Raw genomic sequence first — 15729 nt, forward strand, 5'->3', positions numbered from 1 at the left:
TTGTGCATGGTTTAGAATCTGATTAATTACTGTAACGTAGTGACTAAACTCAGGTAAGGAAAACCGCTATGAAAGTGACTCGCAAACAGGAAAAGATCGTCAAGCGCACACTGGAGGGCTGGCGTCAGGAGGGGGTGATTGATGCCTCTGAACAGCAGCGTTTGCAACAAAATCTCTCGGTTCAACTGTTCGACTGGCAACGAATGAGCCGCTATGCATTCTGGATAGCGTTGGCCTGCTTTATTATCGCGATGGGCAGCCTGGTTGCTGATGAATATTTGATGGCGTTGCTATTTAATTTTGGCTACCTCACGCGCGCGGTCATTTTGCTGCTTATCGCTGTCGCCTTTTATTGCTGGGGATTCTACCGCCAGAGACAGACGCCGGATAAACGCTACAGCAATGAGGCCATTCTGTTCCTGGGCGTATTATTCACCGCGCTATTTTTATGGCAGCTCGGCATGGCGTTTGATAACGGCAGCGGAAATGTAGCACCGCTATTTTTACTCGGCTGCGCGATTTACGGCGTCATTGGCTACCTGAGCCGCTCGGGTCTTATCTGGCTATTTTTCCTGCTGGCATTAGGCAGCTATTTCGGGGCATCCACAGGCTATTCTTCCGGTTGGGGCGCTTATTGGCTCGGTATGAACTACCCAATTCGTTTTGTATTATTCGGCGGGGTGTTACTCGCGGCATGTTACCTGCTTAAAAAACCTTTGCTGCAACGTAACGTGTTTGCAGTCAGCAAAGCGATGGGGCTGCTGTATCTGTTTATCGCTTTGTGGATTTTGTCGATCTTTGGCAATTACGATTTGGATATATGGCAAAGTGTGCGCCAGATTGAACTGCTGCACTGGTCATTGCTATTCGCCCTGGCAGCAGGGACATGTATCTGGATTAGCCTGAAAACAGACGATGGAATGCTGCGCGGATTTGGCCTAACGTTCCTCGGTATTAACCTCTACACCCGCTATTTCGAAATGTTCTGGGACGACACTAATAAAGTGATTTTCTTCTTACTGCTCGCCATCTCGCTGGCCCTTGTCGGGCGCTATGCCGAGAAGATTTGGCAGCCAGGGGAGAAGTGACAGTCGCCGGGCGGGTAAGCACAACATTACCCGCCCGCGAATGGCAAAAATCACTCAGATGTAAAAGTCAGATACCCGGCCACGCCACCGCCACCATCTTTCGGGTGATGGACGCCATCCATCACCGTGACTTTCGGGAAGTCGAAAGGCGAAACGCCTTCAATGCAGGCGACATTCACGCCATATTGCTCAGGGTTTGAGCGGCGCTGGTGAAAAGTATAAATCCCGCACACGGAACAGAAGAAATGCACCGCCGCTCCGGTGTTAAAACGATATTCGGTGAGTTTATCCTGTCCTTTAGTAATCTTAATCCCCGACAGCGGAGCAGAGACAGCAACTGCGCCGCGCATACGGCAAAATGAACAGTTACAGCGGCGGATAGTGTTAAAACCATCGCTAAGTTCGACGGTAAAAGCGACAGCACCACAATGACATTGAGCAGAAACTTTTTGTTGCATAGCCACCTCAGTCCAGATTTTTAATTCACCTGAGTTTAGTGGTTAACTGAATCTTGTCATTACGCTCAGGCTGTCTTTTCGCGTCATCTTTTGCGAGGATAGCGCGGAATTTACAGCTATCAACAAAAGGTAACGATATGGCTAAGCATCCAACGGGTAAATATTTGCGCGTCCCAATCACGTCCAACGATAAAAATCTGCTGATTTATGTGGTGCGTGGCTCGAAAATTGACGATATGCCACCCGATGAAGATGAGGATTACCCGGGCGATATGCAGATGTTGATGCCGCAGTTATCTAAAGATTTCGATGCGGAATTAAACGAAGCGCTCGACGAGTGCGAGTCAGGTGATGTGATTGTCTTTATGTGTACGACGGATATGATTTTTGAGCACGCTTACTCGAAGATTAAAGCCATGCTGCGCGCTTAATTAACGCTTGTTAGAAACCCAAACCCCGGTGCTATGACCGGGGTTTGTGCTATTAGTGACCGTAAAAAATTTCGCCTTTCATGGCGCGTAAAATCTTCCCTTCCGCGTCGGTAATCAACACATAATTCCCGCCCATGTACGTCCAGTGGCTTCCCGCTTCTGGTGCTGGAAGGTGCCTGATTTGCCAGGCATCAATCTGGTAAGGCTTCGTGCGGTATAAATCAGGCACGATGTCGCCAATTTTAAATGGCTTGTAATCGGCATGAAATTCTTGAATTTCAAACGAGGAAGCTGGCTGTGGAGCGGCTGGCACAGGTGCGACAGTAGGCGCATCAGCTGCTTGAGCAGTCATCGCCAATGGCAAAGAACCGGCCATCAGGGCCACAGAAAAAACAAACACATTCAATTTACGCATATCTTCTCCAGATACATTCATCTGCTAACTTTCAAATAATGCCGTTATCTCTATCACGTTGTTTCACTGGTGATAATCAATTTTTCGTTACTTGAAGTAAATGACTTGCGGTATGCGGCGGGTGTGGTGGAGAACTTAGCGCGGAAATGGTGGCGCAGGGTTGCCGCACTGCCAAATCCGACACGCTCGGCAATTTCATCAATGGAGAGTGTGCTGATTTCCAGTAAATCCCGACAGCGCGCCAGGCGCATATTCAGCAGCCAGCGTGCGGGCGTGGTGCCGGTTGTTGCGGCAAAACGGCGTAAAAATGTTCTCGGACTCATGCCGGTAAACACCGCCAGCGACTCTACAGAGTGTTCATCAGCCAGATGGATTTGCAGATAATCGAACAGTGGGCTTAGACGCTTGCTCTCATAGGCAACTGGAATAGGTTGTTCGATAAACTGAGCCTGCCCGCCAACGCGATGCGGGGGTACGACCAGGCGACGCGCCACGCTGTTTGCGGCAGCCTGGCCATAATCACGCCGTACCAGATGCAAACTCAAATCGATACCGGCGGCGCTTCCGGCAGAGGTCAGCACCGATCCGTTATCGATATACAACACATCTGGCATCACCTGAATGGCAGGATAGCGTTGCTGAAGTTTTTCGGTATAACGCCAGTGGGTTGAGGCTTGTAACCCATCGAGCAGGCCGCTGGCTGCCAGCACGAATACGCCTGAGCATATCGACATAATCCGCGCACCGCGTGAATGTGCCGTGCGTAACGCTTCGCACAACTGTGGTGGAACCGGCTCATCGACGCCTCGCCAGCCGGGCACAATAATTGTTCCGGCGTCTTCCAACAAAGAAAGACCACCATCGACCGCCAGTCGGATACCGCCGGTCGCTCTAAGCTCGCCTGGTTCGATTCTTGCGACCGCAAACCGATACCAGTTATCACCCATTTCCGGACGCGGCAGGCCAAACACTTCAACAACGACACCAAATTCAAAGGTACACAGACCGTCATATGCCAGCGCAACAACTAGAGGGTTTTGCAAAGGGGGAATCCCGAACGATTGTCATGATCTTCACGTTATCTGTCATTTCTGCCATACGTCAAGCTACACGCTGCACTCTATAGTGAGATCTCACCGTCATGAGGAGTATTTATGAGTTACGTTACTGACTATCCAGCCGCCGCCCCAGAAATCGCCGCTGCTCATTTTCTCCAGCGTTTGTGTCTCGAAACAGACTGCGATGATGTCCATAGCGCGATGAAAGATGAAGATATGGATTTTGTTCTGCTGCATGTTGTCGGCTCCCCTGAAGCATTCACCCGTCGCCATATTCCGGGCGCGTTGCATTTGCGCCATCGCGATATGTCGGCTGAACGCATGGCCGAATGGCCCGCCGATACTTTATTCGTGGTTTATTGCGCCGGGCCACATTGCAACGGTGCGGATCGCGCAGCGTTAAAACTGGCGCGTCTGGGCCGTCCGGTGAAAATTATGATTGGTGGAATCACCGGTTGGGCAGATGAAGGATTTAGCTTTGCCTGAGCCGTGAATTTGCTATCCGCAGGGCGCTAACAGGGTGTAGTCTTTGCCTCAAATTTGTCATATCTAAAGGAAGCCACAATGTCGATTTACAGTGAAACCAATGCGCAGTTCATCCTGGGTCTAAGCAACCTGTCTGCAATCCTTGAGAAAGCGGCTAACTGGGCGAAAGAGAACGGCAAAACGGAAGAGAGCCTGCTGACTGCATCACTGGCGGAAGATATGTATCCGTTGGTGCGTCAGGTGCAAATTACCACCGATATGGCTAAACGTGCCGTTGCTCGCCTGGCGGGTGTTGATGCTCCGGTGATGGAAGATAACGAAACCACTATTGAACAGCTTCAGACCCGTATCAAAGCAACGGTTGAGTTCATGAAAGGCATTAGTGATGAGCAACTCGCTGGTGACGACGAGCGCCCAATTGTTGTGATGGCTCGTGAACACGAATTGCGTTTCACCGCTCGCAACTACGTGTACAAATTCGCTACACCGAACTTCTATTTCCACTTTACTACCGCTTACGACATCCTGCGCCAGGCGGGGGTGCCGTTAGGCAAGCGTGATTTTGTCGGCCCAATCTTCTAATACTCGTCATACTTCGAGCTACTGATGCGTTGACTGCACCCGTGCGCCCCAGTCACATAGTTATCTATGTTCCTGGGGACTTACGGCCTGGTCGCCTTTCCGTAACTCGAATTATTTAGAGTATCGATTAACTTAATCGATAATAGCGATTCGGCCGCAACTTCTCAGGCAGTTCTTCACTCTCATCCATATCCTGCAAATCCCGCTCAATAGTGTTGCAAATTGCATCCAGCGGCAGGTCGTTGTCTTCGGTGCCAAACGGCTCTTCCAGCTCTTCAGCCAGCGTATCAAGCGAAATAAAGGTATATGAAACAAATACCGACAAGAACGGTGTCATGTAGTGTAGGTCGGTGACCAAAGCGAACGGCAGCATGATGCAGAACAGGTAGACCGTACGATGCAAAATCAGCGTATAGGCAAACGGCAACGGAGTGTTGGCAATACGCTCACAGCCTCCGGCAACCGCTGAAAGATCGTTCAGATGATGGTTCAGGCTGCTCCACACCACATCGGAAATCTGGCCCTGTTTGCGCTTATCGGCAAGCCAGTCACCCATCAGCAATAGTATACGGTTACAGGGCGCGTGGCTTTTCATCACCCACTGTAACTCATCGGCAGTTAAGAACTTTTTCAGCGTCTCCTCGACCGGGCGCTTACGCAATGTGAGCCTGAGCGCATGGCAAAAGGCAATCTGCAAATTCACAAATGACGTAATCTGACTCTGGTTTTCTCCCAGCAGACTTTTAGTCTCGCGCAAAAACGAACGCTGAGTAATCGCCAGTTGCCCCCACAGCGTGCGAGCCTCGTTAAAGCGTGCGTAACAGACGCTGTTTCTGAACCCGAGAAAAATCGCTATCGCCACACCAAGAATACTAAAGGGGGCGATGGTGAGTTTTAAACCAAGCGTCTCATACCATGGCAGGAAGAAGATAACGCTTATCGAGAGCGCAACATTCAACAACAGGCGGGAGTAGATTTTTTGTAGAACCGAACCATGCCAGACGAATAAGCGGATAAACCAGTGTTGCTGCGGGCGAACAATCATAATTGGGAGGCTCAAAAACAGGACGTCATATTTAACGGCAAAGTGTGATGTAGATCAACTTGCAATTCACATCGCCTTAACAACATGAATTATTTTCAATAACCATGAAAGATCTTCGTTTGCCCTCATGTTCAGCATCTGCCATTCTCAATCACACAAATAGCCGTCCAGACGGCTAAATATTCAAATAATGAATTATCACCTGACTAAATTAATTAGCCGGGTTAGCGGAGAAAACACATGCCACAGTCAACACTACATCGCGCTCCATTCCGTGCCGACATCGTCGGTAGCTTCTTACGTCCAGCCACTATCAAAAATGCTCGCCTCGCGTTTGCTGCAGGTGAAATCGATGCCAGCCAGTTGCGCAAAGTTGAAGATGATGCGATTCGTGCTTCGGTCGAGCAGCAGTGTGCATGCGGTCTGCATGTGGTGACTGATGGCGAGTTCCGTCGGGCGTGGTGGCATTTTGATTTCTTCGACGGCCTGCAAGGTGTGGAACGTTATGAATCAGAGCAGGGTATCCAGTTTAATGGGGTACAGACCAAGGCGCACAGTGTGCGTGTGGTGGGTAAACTCGGATTTGGTTCGCACCCAATGCTGGAAGATTTCCTCTATCTGAAAAGCATCAGCGGCGACGCGGTGCCAAAAATGACCATTCCAAGCCCAAGCGTGTTGCATTTCCGTGGTGGCCGTAATGCTATCGACAGTAATGTATACCCTGATTTAAAAGAGTATTTTGACGATCTGGCGACGACATGGCGCGATGCGATTCAGGCGTTTTACGCTGCAGGTTGCCGCTATCTGCAACTTGATGACACCGTTTGGGCTTATCTGTGTTCCGATGCACAACGTAAAGAAATCCGCGAGCGTGGAGATGACCCAGACCAACTGGCGCAAATCTATGCTCAGGTACTGAATAAAGCGCTGGAGGGAAAGCCGGACGATTTGGTTATCGGCCTGCATGTTTGTCGCGGAAACTTCCGTTCCACGTGGATTTCAGAGGGTGGCTACGAGCCAGTTGCGGAAGTGTTATTCGGCAGCGTCAATGTGGATGCATTCTTCCTTGAATACGATAACGACCGTTCCGGTGATTTTGCACCGCTGCGCTTTGTGCGTCCGGGTCATCAGCAGGTCGTTTTAGGTTTGATCACCACCAAAAATGGTGAGTTGGAAAACCCGGAGTTGATTCAGGCGCGAATTAACGAAGCGGCGCAATATGTCGATATCAGCCAAATCTGCCTCAGCCCACAGTGCGGCTTTGCCTCAACAGAAGAGGGTAACAGCCTGACACCAGAACAGCAGTGGGAAAAAGTCCGCCTGGTGACGGAACTTGCCGATAAGGTTTGGTAAAACGGTGATTGTGTCGGATGTTGCTGACGCGAGATTCGACACAATCACATCTTACAGTCAGCTATGAGTGAGATCCGGACGTTATATCCTGTTAGCTTGAGTGATGGGCATTCCATTCATCACGAGTAATCTCCCACAATTCTGAGTCCAGAAGCCCGCTGACAAACTGTTTCTTTTCCGTTTTGATTAGTCGCATGCCGCTACTGGCTGAAATGTGCTGAGAACGTATATTTTCGGCCGCTTTTGGGGCTCGCAAAACAGGCTTGTTCAAAGCATTAAACCAGTAATCTGTCGCCGCGATACTAGCTTCACGCATCAATCCCTGTCCCTGATATTCAGGTACTAGCCAGAAACCACGATTATTATCTTCCGCTTCGTCTAAGCAAATAAGCCCTATCAAATTGTCTGGATTATCCCGGTGCCGTATGGTCCAAACCCAGGCATGGCCTTTTGCCATAGCGGGCAGCGCGATGTTGTTCACGTAATGAGCTGCACCATTGTCAGGAAAGGGCCAGGGAACTGATGACACCATATAACGCACAATTTCCCAGCGCGGATAGAGCTTCTGAATCTGGAGTGCATCTTTGGAAACTAATGGTTTTAATAGCAAACGATCTGTTTTTAGCGTGGGTATCAGCATGCGCTTTTTTCCTTACTGATTAGAAGGTCCATTACAATTTTCTGTTAGTCCAAAACTTAATGTAATTCACTTTGACGTGCTCCCTAATTTTTAATGCAACGCGATGTTAGTAATGTCCCCTCCAGGCACAAAGTTGACTAGCGAAGTCATAGCGATACACTAGTTAGATCTCATTTATGTTAGTGTATTGTTAAATTTGAAAGGTGGCCATCTACCCTGGAAGTGGAAAATGCATCAGAAATACGTTTTTGTTAACACAGTTCCATCTGCAGAAGATTTCTGTCGTTTACACGTCATATCTGGCTTAACACCTCGTCCTATAAATGCCGCGGAACGTGCACTTCCTGGAAGTTGTTACGGGGTTCATATTGAGTATGATGGGCTAATTGTCGGGATGGGGCGCATCATCGGTGATGGTGCCCTGAATTTTGAGATTGTCGATATTGCTGTTGACCCGGATCATCAAGGAAACGGTCTCGGGCGAAAGATTATGCAGAATTTAATGTCTTGGTTTGAAAAGCATGTGTCACCGGGTGCCTATATTACCCTCATGGCCGACGTTCTCGAACTATATGAAAAATTCGGTTTTAAAAATGTTCGGCCGGTAAGCGAAGGCATGGCATTGGTTTGGGTCGGTAATGACCAATAATCCCTATATTGATTAATATACTGAACTGACAGCACCGTCCGCTCCAGGCACAGAGCGGACTGTCACATAAGGTCAAGCTCGATGGTATGACAATGTCAGGTAAGGTCTGAGCTAATACACATCACGCGAGCTTAAATACTGCTACCGTTTCATTTAACGCTTGCGACTGCTCTTTTAGCGACATAGCCGCCGCTGAAGCCTGTTCCACCAACGCGGCATTCTGCTGCGTCACCACATCCATTTGCACCACAGCCTGGTTAATCTGCTCGATACCGCGGCTTTGCTCGCCTGTAGACACCGCAATCTCTTCCATCAGCCCGGTGACTTCTTTGATAGCGTTGGAAATGCGTTGCATGCTTTCACCCGCGCGGTTCACCAGATTGCTACCGATATTGACCTGCTCGCCAGAAAGCTCAATAAGCTCTTTGATCTCTTTTGCGGCCACCGATGAACGCTGGGCCAGGTTGCGTACCTCTGTTGCCACAACGGCAAACCCACGGCCTTGCTCGCCCGCACGTGCGGCTTCAACTGCGGCATTCAGCGCCAGAATATTGGTCTGGAAAGCAATGTCTTCGATAATGCTAATTATGTTGTCGATCTTGCTGGAACTGGACTCAATATTACGCATTGAATCAATCACCTCGCTAACAATCTCGTTGCCGTCATTGGCGGCAATCAACATGCCATTTGCCAGCTTATTTGCCTGGTGAGAATTGTCGGAAGTAGATTTCACCGTCACGGTTAACTGTTCCATGCTGGCCGCAGTTTCACCCAGCGATGACGCTTGCTCTTCGGTGCGTGCAGAAAGGTCGGTGTTACCGGCGGCAATTTCTTCGGAGGCGTATGCCACGGTTTGGCTGGACTCACGCACCTGGCCAATAATGCTTGCCAGTGACACACGCATTTGCTCAAGCTCGCGCATCATCGCACCAATCTCGTCATTGGCACTGGCCACAATCGGCGTATGCAACATACCGCTGGCGATTTCAGTGCAATGCTCTTTGGCTTTATCCAGTTCGTTGAGTACTCGTTTTTTCAGCAGCCAGTACACGGCACCGAGAATAACGGCGAAGATCAGTGCAAAAATCGCGATACTCACCAGGCTCTGTTTGAAACCAGATTGAGCATCTTTGTTGAGCTGCTGCGCATACTGCTGGCGGAATGCCAGTAATTTATCCAGTGCGACTTCAAATTGCTTATCCAGTTGTGGCAGGGTGGATGTCACCAGCGCACGAGCACGCGGAATGTCATTGGCGCGGACAGCATCCAGCAGGGGCTGTAAGCCTTGCTCACGATAATTCACAAACGCGCTCTGGTAGGAATCAGTCAACACCTGTTCACCTGGTTGTTTAGGTTCCTCAAGATAAGCCTGAAATGCGGCGTTTGCCTTCTCAAGTACCGATTGTGCGCCGTTGAGTGCCTGTTGCCCCTGATCGTTTAACCCTTGCTCACGCTCTTCTAACGCTTCCATTGCACGAACGCGCATGGTGCGGCTGTGGTTGATTGGATCGATTACCGATAACACCACACGGATTTCCCGGTTGACGTTATCCAGAGACTGGTTGCTACGGGTGAGTGACCAGATGTTGGAGGCTGTGCTGACTAAGAAAATAAGCAGCAATGTGCTGAAAACTAAAATAGAAAAACGCCTTACGGACATGAAATACCCTTATCGTTAGAAATAAACCTGACTCGTTTCAGCCAGTGCTTGTGGGTTATCGGCATTCGGGGCGAGAAATTTAGCGGACTTATTTTCGTCATATTTCTGTCATAAGGCTGCTTTATAAATCGATGACCAAAATAAGGGATGCGAACATCATGAAATTAAAACCATTTGCGCTGTTATTGACCACTTTATTTCCTCTGGCAACTCAGGCAGCACAACCGCAGGTTGACCGTTACGTTGTCACATTCCCGCAAGGTGACCATGTTGAATACAAAGGGGTTTATGCCAGCAACTTCCCGGACGGTTTACCGGTTGGCGTGGGTTCGGGGCTGCAATTTATTCGTAAAGATGGTGATGCGCTGGTGTTTGCTACGGTGACGGATCGCGGTCCGAATGCCGACTCCCCGAAAGCGGGTAAAAAAGACTCGAAGATTTTTGCCAACCCGAAATTTACCCCATTACTGATGACCATCCGCGTGGCTGATGGCAAAGCACAGGCGATCGATGCACATGCGTTACATGATGAGAATGGTCCTATCAGCGGTTTACCGCTGCCGGAAGGCTTGATTGGTGCAACCAACGAAATCGCTTTGAGCGATACTTTGCAGCAGTTATCGAGTGATAAACGTGGCCTGGATACCGAAGGGATCACCCCGGATGGCAAGGGCGGTTACTGGTTGTGTGACGAATATGGCCCGTTCATCATCAATATCGACGCTAATGGCAAAATCCTCAAAAAATATGGCCCGCAAGCAGAACAAGGTGAGCAGGGTGTGGCGGGTGGCTTGCCAAATATTATCAAATGGCGTCAGGCTAACCGTGGTTTTGAAGGGATTACACGCATGCCCGACGGGCGTATTATCGCCGCCGTGCAAAGTACGTTGGATATCGAAGGGAAAAGCAAAAACAGCGCGCAGTTTACCCGTCTGGTGAGCTTTAACCCGGAAACCGGCAAAACGAAAATGTACGGTTATCCTATTGACGTAGATGTCTATAAGAAAGCCAAAGACGCTAAAATTGGTGACATCGTCGCACTGGATAACAACCGCCTGCTGCTAATCGAGCAGGGCGGCGACAAAAACAAAGTCATGCGCAACCTGGTTTATGTGGTTGATCTTAGCCAGGCCAGCGATCTGAGTTCGTTTGATAAAGACAAAGCACCAGAATTTGATGACGCGGCACAATTGCAGGCGCGTGGTATTAAACTGGCGAGCAAAAAAGAAGTCGTCGACTTGCGCAAACTCGGCTGGCAGCAGGAAAAAGCCGAAGGGATGACATTGATTGATAACCAAACTATTGCGGTGATTAACGACAATGATTTCGGCCTGCAATCGGTTGTAGACAAGTCCGATGCCACGAAAGTCTCCATAAAACCGCTGGAGAAACCCGAATCGCAAAACGAGCTGTGGGTGATTAAGCTGCCGAAAGCCTTGAAATAATTATTCGAAATGTGTCGGGTGTCGCTAACGCTAACCCGACCTACAAAAACCGGTGTTGTTGTGTAGATTTGTAGGGAAGATTAGAGCACGCAACGCCCACCAATTTTGCAGTAAATCCCACACTAACAAGCAAAGTGTTCCTTTTGCTAACACACCTCAAAGACACTTCTCCTACGTTCATCCTCAATATGTCTGAGCCGACCATCATGGCAGAGTAAGTCAAATGCCTGATACGGGTGGACCCGGCTGTTATCTTTTTCTTTACGGGTTTGGTGAATGACTTGTTGTGCAGTACTTCAGGCATAGTCCGAACGGGTAAATCCAGTTTAGGGCAATGCAAAATCCCGCAATGCAATCCCATTTGTTACTAATTTATCTCCTCTCTTTCATCATCATGTTTCGGTTTTATGATCTTTTGTAAATGATGTGTATTTTTAGTGAGCTTATTACAAGCGGAATTTCAACATTTTCATAACAAATGCCGGGTGATACTCATCACAAAAGATGTTTTTTTGTGCATGTTGTCATGAAACCCAAATGGAAATGATGACAAGGAAAACGGAATTCTTGATAGTGCTGATTCCGCATTATGGAATCTACAGGATAATAAAATGGCATTAGTGACAACTAAGAAACTGCAGGAAGAATATGAGCGCGTTTTGCTGGCAAGGGATATGAAGCCTGAAATGGCGACAAAACTTGCTGCAGGTTTTGTCGAAATGGCAAATGAAGGGACTTATTCACACGGTATAAATCGCTTCCCTGTGTTTATTGATCAAGTAGATAAGGGACAAATACAGTTAAACAACACCCCTGAATGTGTAAACAGCATGGGCGCACTTGAGCAATGGGATTGTAAATTTGGTCCTGGTGTATTGAATGGTTTGATTTGTTCCGAGCGTGCAATGGAACTGGCTCGCGAGTTTGGTATTGGCATGGTCGGGATGCGCAACTCTAATCACTGGATGCGCGGTGGAACGTATGTTTTGAAAATGGCCCGTGAAGGTTTTGCAGGTATTGCTTCAACAAACTCTATTGCAGTGATGCCTGCATGGGGCGGGAAAGACCACCGAGTAGGATCAAACCCTCTTATTATGGCAATTGCAGGGGATCCACCCGTTTTAGTTGACTGCTCAATGAGTCAGTATTCCTACGGGCAGCTTCAAAATTATGTTCTTGCCGATAAACAGTTGCCGGTTGTGGGTGGTTTTGATGATAACGGTGAACTGACTACAGACCCTCATATTTTATGGAAGAATAAACGATTATTGCCAATGGGATTCTGGAAAGGATCTTCAATGGCAATAGTGCTGGATATGATGCTTACAGCCATTTCTGGCGGTAATTCTGTGCCAGCATTGACCGAAGATATGGGTGGGGAATTTGGTGTATCTCAATTTTTAATTGCAATTGACCTCTCCAGAACTATTGATCAAGACCAATTCGCAAATGAAATGAAGCGCATTCGTGATTATGTATTAGCTTCTGAACCAGCGGAAAGTGGCTCTGTGATGATTGCTGGTTCTGAAATAAAAAACTTTATTGATAAACACGAAAAATCCGGTGGTATCGAAATTCATGATGAAATTTGGGAGCAAATTAAATCATTGTAAAAATATCGAAACCGGGGGGGGGCTATGCGAAAAGTATTTAAGTGGGTCTGGAGTTGCATCGATATATTTATGGCTGCCATTTTAGCTTGCATGATCGTACTAGTTTTTACCAATGTCGCTTTGCGTTATGGATTTTCTTCAGGTTTACGTCCATCCGTAGAATTATCTCGCTTAGGTCTTGTGTGGGTTGTAATGCTCGGTGCTGCCGTTGTATTACGTCGAGGCGAGCATCTTGCTGTTGCTGAATTTACAGAAAAATTAATGCCTAAATGCGTACCATTATTAAGACGTATTTGTTCAGTGGTGATTTTAGTATCAGTGGGAATGTTATTAATCGGCTCACATCAACAGATGATGTCAACCTGGCAAGATGTATCACAACTGACTGGATTACCAACGGCACTATTCGCATTAGCAGGTGTAGTATCCGGCGCATTAATGACAATTATTGCACTTGTCCGAATTATTAGCCCTGATTGGTTACTGGATTTAGATGAGATGGAGAGTAAACAATGACTTTGGCGATATTTTTATCAGTACTAATTATATCAATACTGCTCGGTTTGCCAGTTGCATTTGCCCTGTTATTATCATCCATCGCATTGATGTTCCATATGGATATGTTTAGTGCAGATATTCTTGCTCAAGGGTTGCTGAATGGGGTTGATAGTTTCACCTTACTAGCTATTCCATTTTTCTTAGTGGCAGGGGAGGTCATGTCAACGGGTGGTTTGTCTACACGAATTGTTCGTTTGGCAACTACGTATGTCGGGCATAGGAAAGGTGGTCTTGGTTATGTCGCAATATTGACCTCTGTGTTACTGGCTGGTTTATCTGGGTCCGCGGTGGCGGATGCCGCAGCATTGGTCAGTATCCTTTACCCAATGATGAAGGCTGGAAAATATCCTGAAGGCTCGTCAATGGGATTGTTGGCATCTGGCGGTATTATCGCCCCGGTTATTCCACCATCGATACCATTAATCCTCGTTGGTGTTGCAGGTGGTATCTCTATTAAAAACTTATTCCTGGGCGGTATTATTCCTGGTTTGCTAATGGGATTAACCCTGATGCTTGTTTGGGGACACATAGCAAAAAAAGAAAAATTAGATGTTGTAGAACGCGCAAGTAAAGAAGAAAGAAGAGCAGCATTGAAGGATGGTATTTGGGCATTATGCCTACCAATCATTATTATTGTTGGTATTCGCTTTGGTATCTTTACACCAACCGAGGCCGCTGTTGTTGCAGCTGCATATGCGGTATTTGTATCGACAGTTATTTATCGTGAGTTGACCTTTAAAAAATTCTTCCACATTTTATTGGCGGCTGGCAGGTCTACAGCTATGGTGATGTTCTTGGTCGGCTGTGCGATGGTTGCAGCATGGTTGATAACTGTTGCTCAGTTGCCACAACAATTAGCCGAAATGTTAGGGCCGTTGGTGGATAGTCCAAGATTATTAATGGCCGTCATTATGTTGCTAGTACTTTGTGTCGGCATGGTAATGGATCTAAGTCCAACAATTTTGATACTGGTCCCATTATTAATGCCAATCGTAAAATTGGCGGGGATTGACCCAACTTACTTTGGCTTGATGTTTGTTATTAATTGTTCGATAGGCCTACTTACACCACCAGTTGGTACGGTATTAAATGTAGTATGTGGTGTTGCTAAAGTTCAAATGTCTACAGCGGTTAAAGGGGTCATACCATTTATTGCTGCATACTTAATGCTTTTAACGATGTTCGTTCTGTTTCCGGAAATCATTACAGTACCAATGCAACTTGTAATTGGTTAATTACACTAAGGAGAGAGTATGAAAAATTTATATAGAATAGTTGGAATTATATCAACTCTGGCATTTTGTTCATCAGCCATTGCACAAACTACATTAAAATTAGCTCATGCAGCGCCTGAATCAGATCTTCAGCAAAATATGTCATTATTCTTTAAAAAAGAAGTAGAATTACGGACTAATGGGGAGATTAAAGTGAATGTCTTCCCTCAAGGTCAGTTAGGTAATGATAAGCAAATGATTGATGGAACACGTTCTGGCATTGTGGATATTTCCATGGTTGGGCTGAATAACTACTCAGGCATAATTCCAGAAGCGGCTGCCTTTGAATTACCATTTATCTTCCCAACCCGAGTGGAAGCATATAAAGCACTTGATGGAAAACCAGGAAGTGAAGTATTTTCAAAAATGGAAGCGCTGAACCTGAAAGGGTTGGGGTATCCAGAAAATGGTTATCGTAATATAACTAACAATCGTGGACCAATTAAAAACCCAACAGATCTATCTGGTTTGCGGATGCGAGTGAATGATTCTAAAGCACTTAATGATATGTTTAACGAGCTTAAAGCCAATCCGCAGCAACTTCCTGTAGCTGAATTGTATAGCGCATTGGAAACCGGTGTTGTAGATGCGCAAGACCATCCTCTAGGTGTGACCCTGTCATTTAAATTTTATGAGGTTCAAAAATACCTAAGCCTGACACAGCATGCATATTCACCTTTAGTTGTAACAATGAACTATAAAAAATTTAATACGCTGAGTCCAAAAGATCAAAAAATCATTACTGAAGTTGCTAAAGAGGCCGTAGATTTGCAGCGCAAATTGAGTATTGAAAAAGAAAATACAATGATCAGCGAGCTTGAATCAAACGGAATGAAAGTGAATAGAGACGTAGATGGTGCTGCATTCCAGGTCGCCGCAAAACCAGCATGGAACTCTTACATCAAAACAAATGGTGATGCCATGATTAAGGAAATCCAAGCTGCAGTTCAATAATCTGCAACGGTATTAAATAA

At 47.1% G+C, this 15729-nt stretch carries 17 protein-coding genes; 11 read left to right on the forward strand and 6 right to left on the reverse strand.

Going from position 1 to position 15729, the window contains the following annotated elements:
- The first annotated feature begins 68 nt into the window (after positions 1-68).
- The gene (locus GC128_RS05110) at positions 69-1088 is read left to right on the forward strand and encodes a DUF2157 domain-containing protein (protein ID WP_151993386.1); all 1020 of its coding nucleotides are present in this window, start codon (positions 69-71) and stop codon (positions 1086-1088) included.
- Positions 1089-1138: 50 nt separating this feature from the next.
- Here GC128_RS05110 and GC128_RS05115 read toward each other — a convergent pair whose 3' ends face one another.
- Positions 1139-1546 (reverse strand): GFA family protein, encoded by a 408-nt coding sequence (locus GC128_RS05115; protein ID WP_151993387.1) that lies wholly within the window; start codon positions 1544-1546, stop codon positions 1139-1141.
- A gap of 137 nt (positions 1547-1683) precedes the next feature.
- On the opposite strand from GC128_RS05115, the gene GC128_RS05120 reads away from it, so the two are divergent.
- Positions 1684-1977, forward strand: coding sequence for a hypothetical protein (locus GC128_RS05120; RefSeq protein ID WP_151993388.1), 294 nt, complete (start codon positions 1684-1686; stop codon positions 1975-1977).
- 52 nt (positions 1978-2029) lie between these two features.
- On the opposite strand, the gene GC128_RS05125 is transcribed toward GC128_RS05120, so the two are convergent.
- Together GC128_RS05125 and ftrA are read right to left on the reverse strand one after the other, a co-directional pair.
- Positions 2030-2392 carry an RcnB family protein gene (locus GC128_RS05125; RefSeq protein ID WP_151993389.1) on the reverse strand — a complete coding sequence of 121 codons (363 nt, stop codon included), beginning with the start codon at positions 2390-2392 and terminating at the stop codon, positions 2030-2032.
- A gap of 53 nt (positions 2393-2445) precedes the next feature.
- Positions 2446-3435: a transcriptional regulator FtrA gene (gene ftrA / locus GC128_RS05130; RefSeq protein WP_151993390.1), complete on the reverse strand. Its 990-nt coding sequence runs from the start codon at positions 3433-3435 to the stop codon at positions 2446-2448.
- Between the two features lie 111 nt (positions 3436-3546).
- Here ftrA and GC128_RS05135 point away from each other — a divergent pair, with 111 nt between their 5' ends.
- Both GC128_RS05135 and GC128_RS05140 read left to right on the forward strand, forming a co-directional pair.
- Positions 3547-3936 carry a rhodanese-like domain-containing protein gene (locus tag GC128_RS05135; RefSeq protein ID WP_151993391.1) on the forward strand — a complete coding sequence of 130 codons (390 nt, stop codon included), beginning with the start codon at positions 3547-3549 and terminating at the stop codon, positions 3934-3936.
- 78 nt (positions 3937-4014) lie between these two features.
- Complete coding sequence (locus GC128_RS05140; protein ID WP_134182823.1) at positions 4015-4518, forward strand: DUF1993 domain-containing protein; 504 nt, start codon at positions 4015-4017, stop codon at positions 4516-4518.
- Positions 4519-4645: 127 nt separating this feature from the next.
- Here the strand turns inward: GC128_RS05140 and GC128_RS05145 are convergent, their stop codons facing one another.
- Positions 4646-5563, reverse strand: a complete 918-nt coding sequence (locus tag GC128_RS05145) for a bestrophin family protein (RefSeq protein WP_151993628.1) — start codon at positions 5561-5563, stop codon at positions 4646-4648.
- 240 nt (positions 5564-5803) lie between these two features.
- Here GC128_RS05145 and GC128_RS05150 point away from each other — a divergent pair, with 240 nt between their 5' ends.
- Complete coding sequence (locus tag GC128_RS05150) at positions 5804-6916, forward strand: cobalamin-independent methionine synthase II family protein (protein WP_151993392.1); 1113 nt, start codon at positions 5804-5806, stop codon at positions 6914-6916.
- 91 nt (positions 6917-7007) lie between these two features.
- Here the strand turns inward: GC128_RS05150 and GC128_RS05155 are convergent, their stop codons facing one another.
- The gene (locus GC128_RS05155) at positions 7008-7556 is read right to left on the reverse strand and encodes a GNAT family N-acetyltransferase (RefSeq protein ID WP_151993393.1); all 549 of its coding nucleotides are present in this window, start codon (positions 7554-7556) and stop codon (positions 7008-7010) included.
- 229 nt (positions 7557-7785) lie between these two features.
- On the opposite strand from GC128_RS05155, the gene GC128_RS05160 reads away from it, so the two are divergent.
- Complete coding sequence (locus GC128_RS05160) at positions 7786-8205, forward strand: GNAT family N-acetyltransferase (RefSeq protein WP_151993394.1); 420 nt, start codon at positions 7786-7788, stop codon at positions 8203-8205.
- Positions 8206-8326: 121 nt separating this feature from the next.
- Here the strand turns inward: GC128_RS05160 and GC128_RS05165 are convergent, their stop codons facing one another.
- The gene (locus tag GC128_RS05165) at positions 8327-9865 is read right to left on the reverse strand and encodes a methyl-accepting chemotaxis protein (protein WP_151993395.1); all 1539 of its coding nucleotides are present in this window, start codon (positions 9863-9865) and stop codon (positions 8327-8329) included.
- Between the two features lie 158 nt (positions 9866-10023).
- On the opposite strand from GC128_RS05165, the gene GC128_RS05170 reads away from it, so the two are divergent.
- The 5 genes from GC128_RS05170 to GC128_RS05190 all read left to right on the forward strand — a co-directional run bounded on the left by GC128_RS05170 (position 10024) and on the right by GC128_RS05190 (position 15709).
- Positions 10024-11310: an esterase-like activity of phytase family protein gene (locus GC128_RS05170; RefSeq protein ID WP_151993396.1), complete on the forward strand. Its 1287-nt coding sequence runs from the start codon at positions 10024-10026 to the stop codon at positions 11308-11310.
- Between the two features lie 611 nt (positions 11311-11921).
- Positions 11922-12923 (forward strand): 3-dehydro-L-gulonate 2-dehydrogenase, encoded by a 1002-nt coding sequence (gene yiaK, locus GC128_RS05175; RefSeq protein WP_151993397.1) that lies wholly within the window; start codon positions 11922-11924, stop codon positions 12921-12923.
- Between the two features lie 24 nt (positions 12924-12947).
- Positions 12948-13439 (forward strand): TRAP transporter small permease, encoded by a 492-nt coding sequence (locus GC128_RS05180; RefSeq protein ID WP_151993398.1) that lies wholly within the window; start codon positions 12948-12950, stop codon positions 13437-13439.
- Positions 13436-14716 carry a TRAP transporter large permease subunit gene (locus GC128_RS05185; RefSeq protein WP_151993399.1) on the forward strand — a complete coding sequence of 427 codons (1281 nt, stop codon included), beginning with the start codon at positions 13436-13438 and terminating at the stop codon, positions 14714-14716. The genes GC128_RS05180 and GC128_RS05185 overlap by 4 nt, the downstream gene beginning before the upstream one ends.
- An 18-nt stretch (positions 14717-14734) precedes the next feature.
- On the forward strand, positions 14735-15709 hold the full coding sequence (locus GC128_RS05190) for a TRAP transporter substrate-binding protein (RefSeq protein ID WP_151993400.1): 975 nt from the start codon (positions 14735-14737) through the stop codon (positions 15707-15709).
- Positions 15710-15729: the final 20 nt, after the last annotated feature.

It is taken from the genome of Buttiauxella massiliensis, from assembly GCF_902500225.1.
Taxonomy (GTDB): Bacteria; Pseudomonadota; Gammaproteobacteria; order Enterobacterales; family Enterobacteriaceae; genus Buttiauxella; species Buttiauxella massiliensis.

Bases quoted from the DNA above. Each gene is read 5' to 3' on its own strand.
- GC128_RS05110 (WP_151993386.1), top strand. From the start codon at position 69: ATGAAAGTGACTCGCAAACAGGAAAAGATCGTCAAGCGCACACTGGAG.
- GC128_RS05115 (WP_151993387.1), bottom strand. From the start codon at position 1,546: ATGCAACAAAAAGTTTCTGCTCAATGTCATTGTGGTGCTGTCGCTTTT.
- GC128_RS05120 (WP_151993388.1), top strand. From the start codon at position 1,684: ATGGCTAAGCATCCAACGGGTAAATATTTGCGCGTCCCAATCACGTCC.
- GC128_RS05125 (WP_151993389.1), bottom strand. From the start codon at position 2,392: ATGCGTAAATTGAATGTGTTTGTTTTTTCTGTGGCCCTGATGGCCGGT.
- GC128_RS05135 (WP_151993391.1), top strand. From the start codon at position 3,547: ATGAGTTACGTTACTGACTATCCAGCCGCCGCCCCAGAAATCGCCGCT.
- GC128_RS05140 (WP_134182823.1), top strand. From the start codon at position 4,015: ATGTCGATTTACAGTGAAACCAATGCGCAGTTCATCCTGGGTCTAAGC.
- GC128_RS05145 (WP_151993628.1), bottom strand. From the start codon at position 5,563: ATGATTGTTCGCCCGCAGCAACACTGGTTTATCCGCTTATTCGTCTGG.
- GC128_RS05150 (WP_151993392.1), top strand. From the start codon at position 5,804: ATGCCACAGTCAACACTACATCGCGCTCCATTCCGTGCCGACATCGTC.
- GC128_RS05155 (WP_151993393.1), bottom strand. From the start codon at position 7,556: ATGCTGATACCCACGCTAAAAACAGATCGTTTGCTATTAAAACCATTA.
- GC128_RS05160 (WP_151993394.1), top strand. From the start codon at position 7,786: ATGCATCAGAAATACGTTTTTGTTAACACAGTTCCATCTGCAGAAGAT.
- GC128_RS05165 (WP_151993395.1), bottom strand. From the start codon at position 9,865: ATGTCCGTAAGGCGTTTTTCTATTTTAGTTTTCAGCACATTGCTGCTT.
- GC128_RS05170 (WP_151993396.1), top strand. From the start codon at position 10,024: ATGAAATTAAAACCATTTGCGCTGTTATTGACCACTTTATTTCCTCTG.
- yiaK (WP_151993397.1), top strand. From the start codon at position 11,922: ATGGCATTAGTGACAACTAAGAAACTGCAGGAAGAATATGAGCGCGTT.
- GC128_RS05180 (WP_151993398.1), top strand. From the start codon at position 12,948: ATGCGAAAAGTATTTAAGTGGGTCTGGAGTTGCATCGATATATTTATG.
- GC128_RS05185 (WP_151993399.1), top strand. From the start codon at position 13,436: ATGACTTTGGCGATATTTTTATCAGTACTAATTATATCAATACTGCTC.
- GC128_RS05190 (WP_151993400.1), top strand. From the start codon at position 14,735: ATGAAAAATTTATATAGAATAGTTGGAATTATATCAACTCTGGCATTT.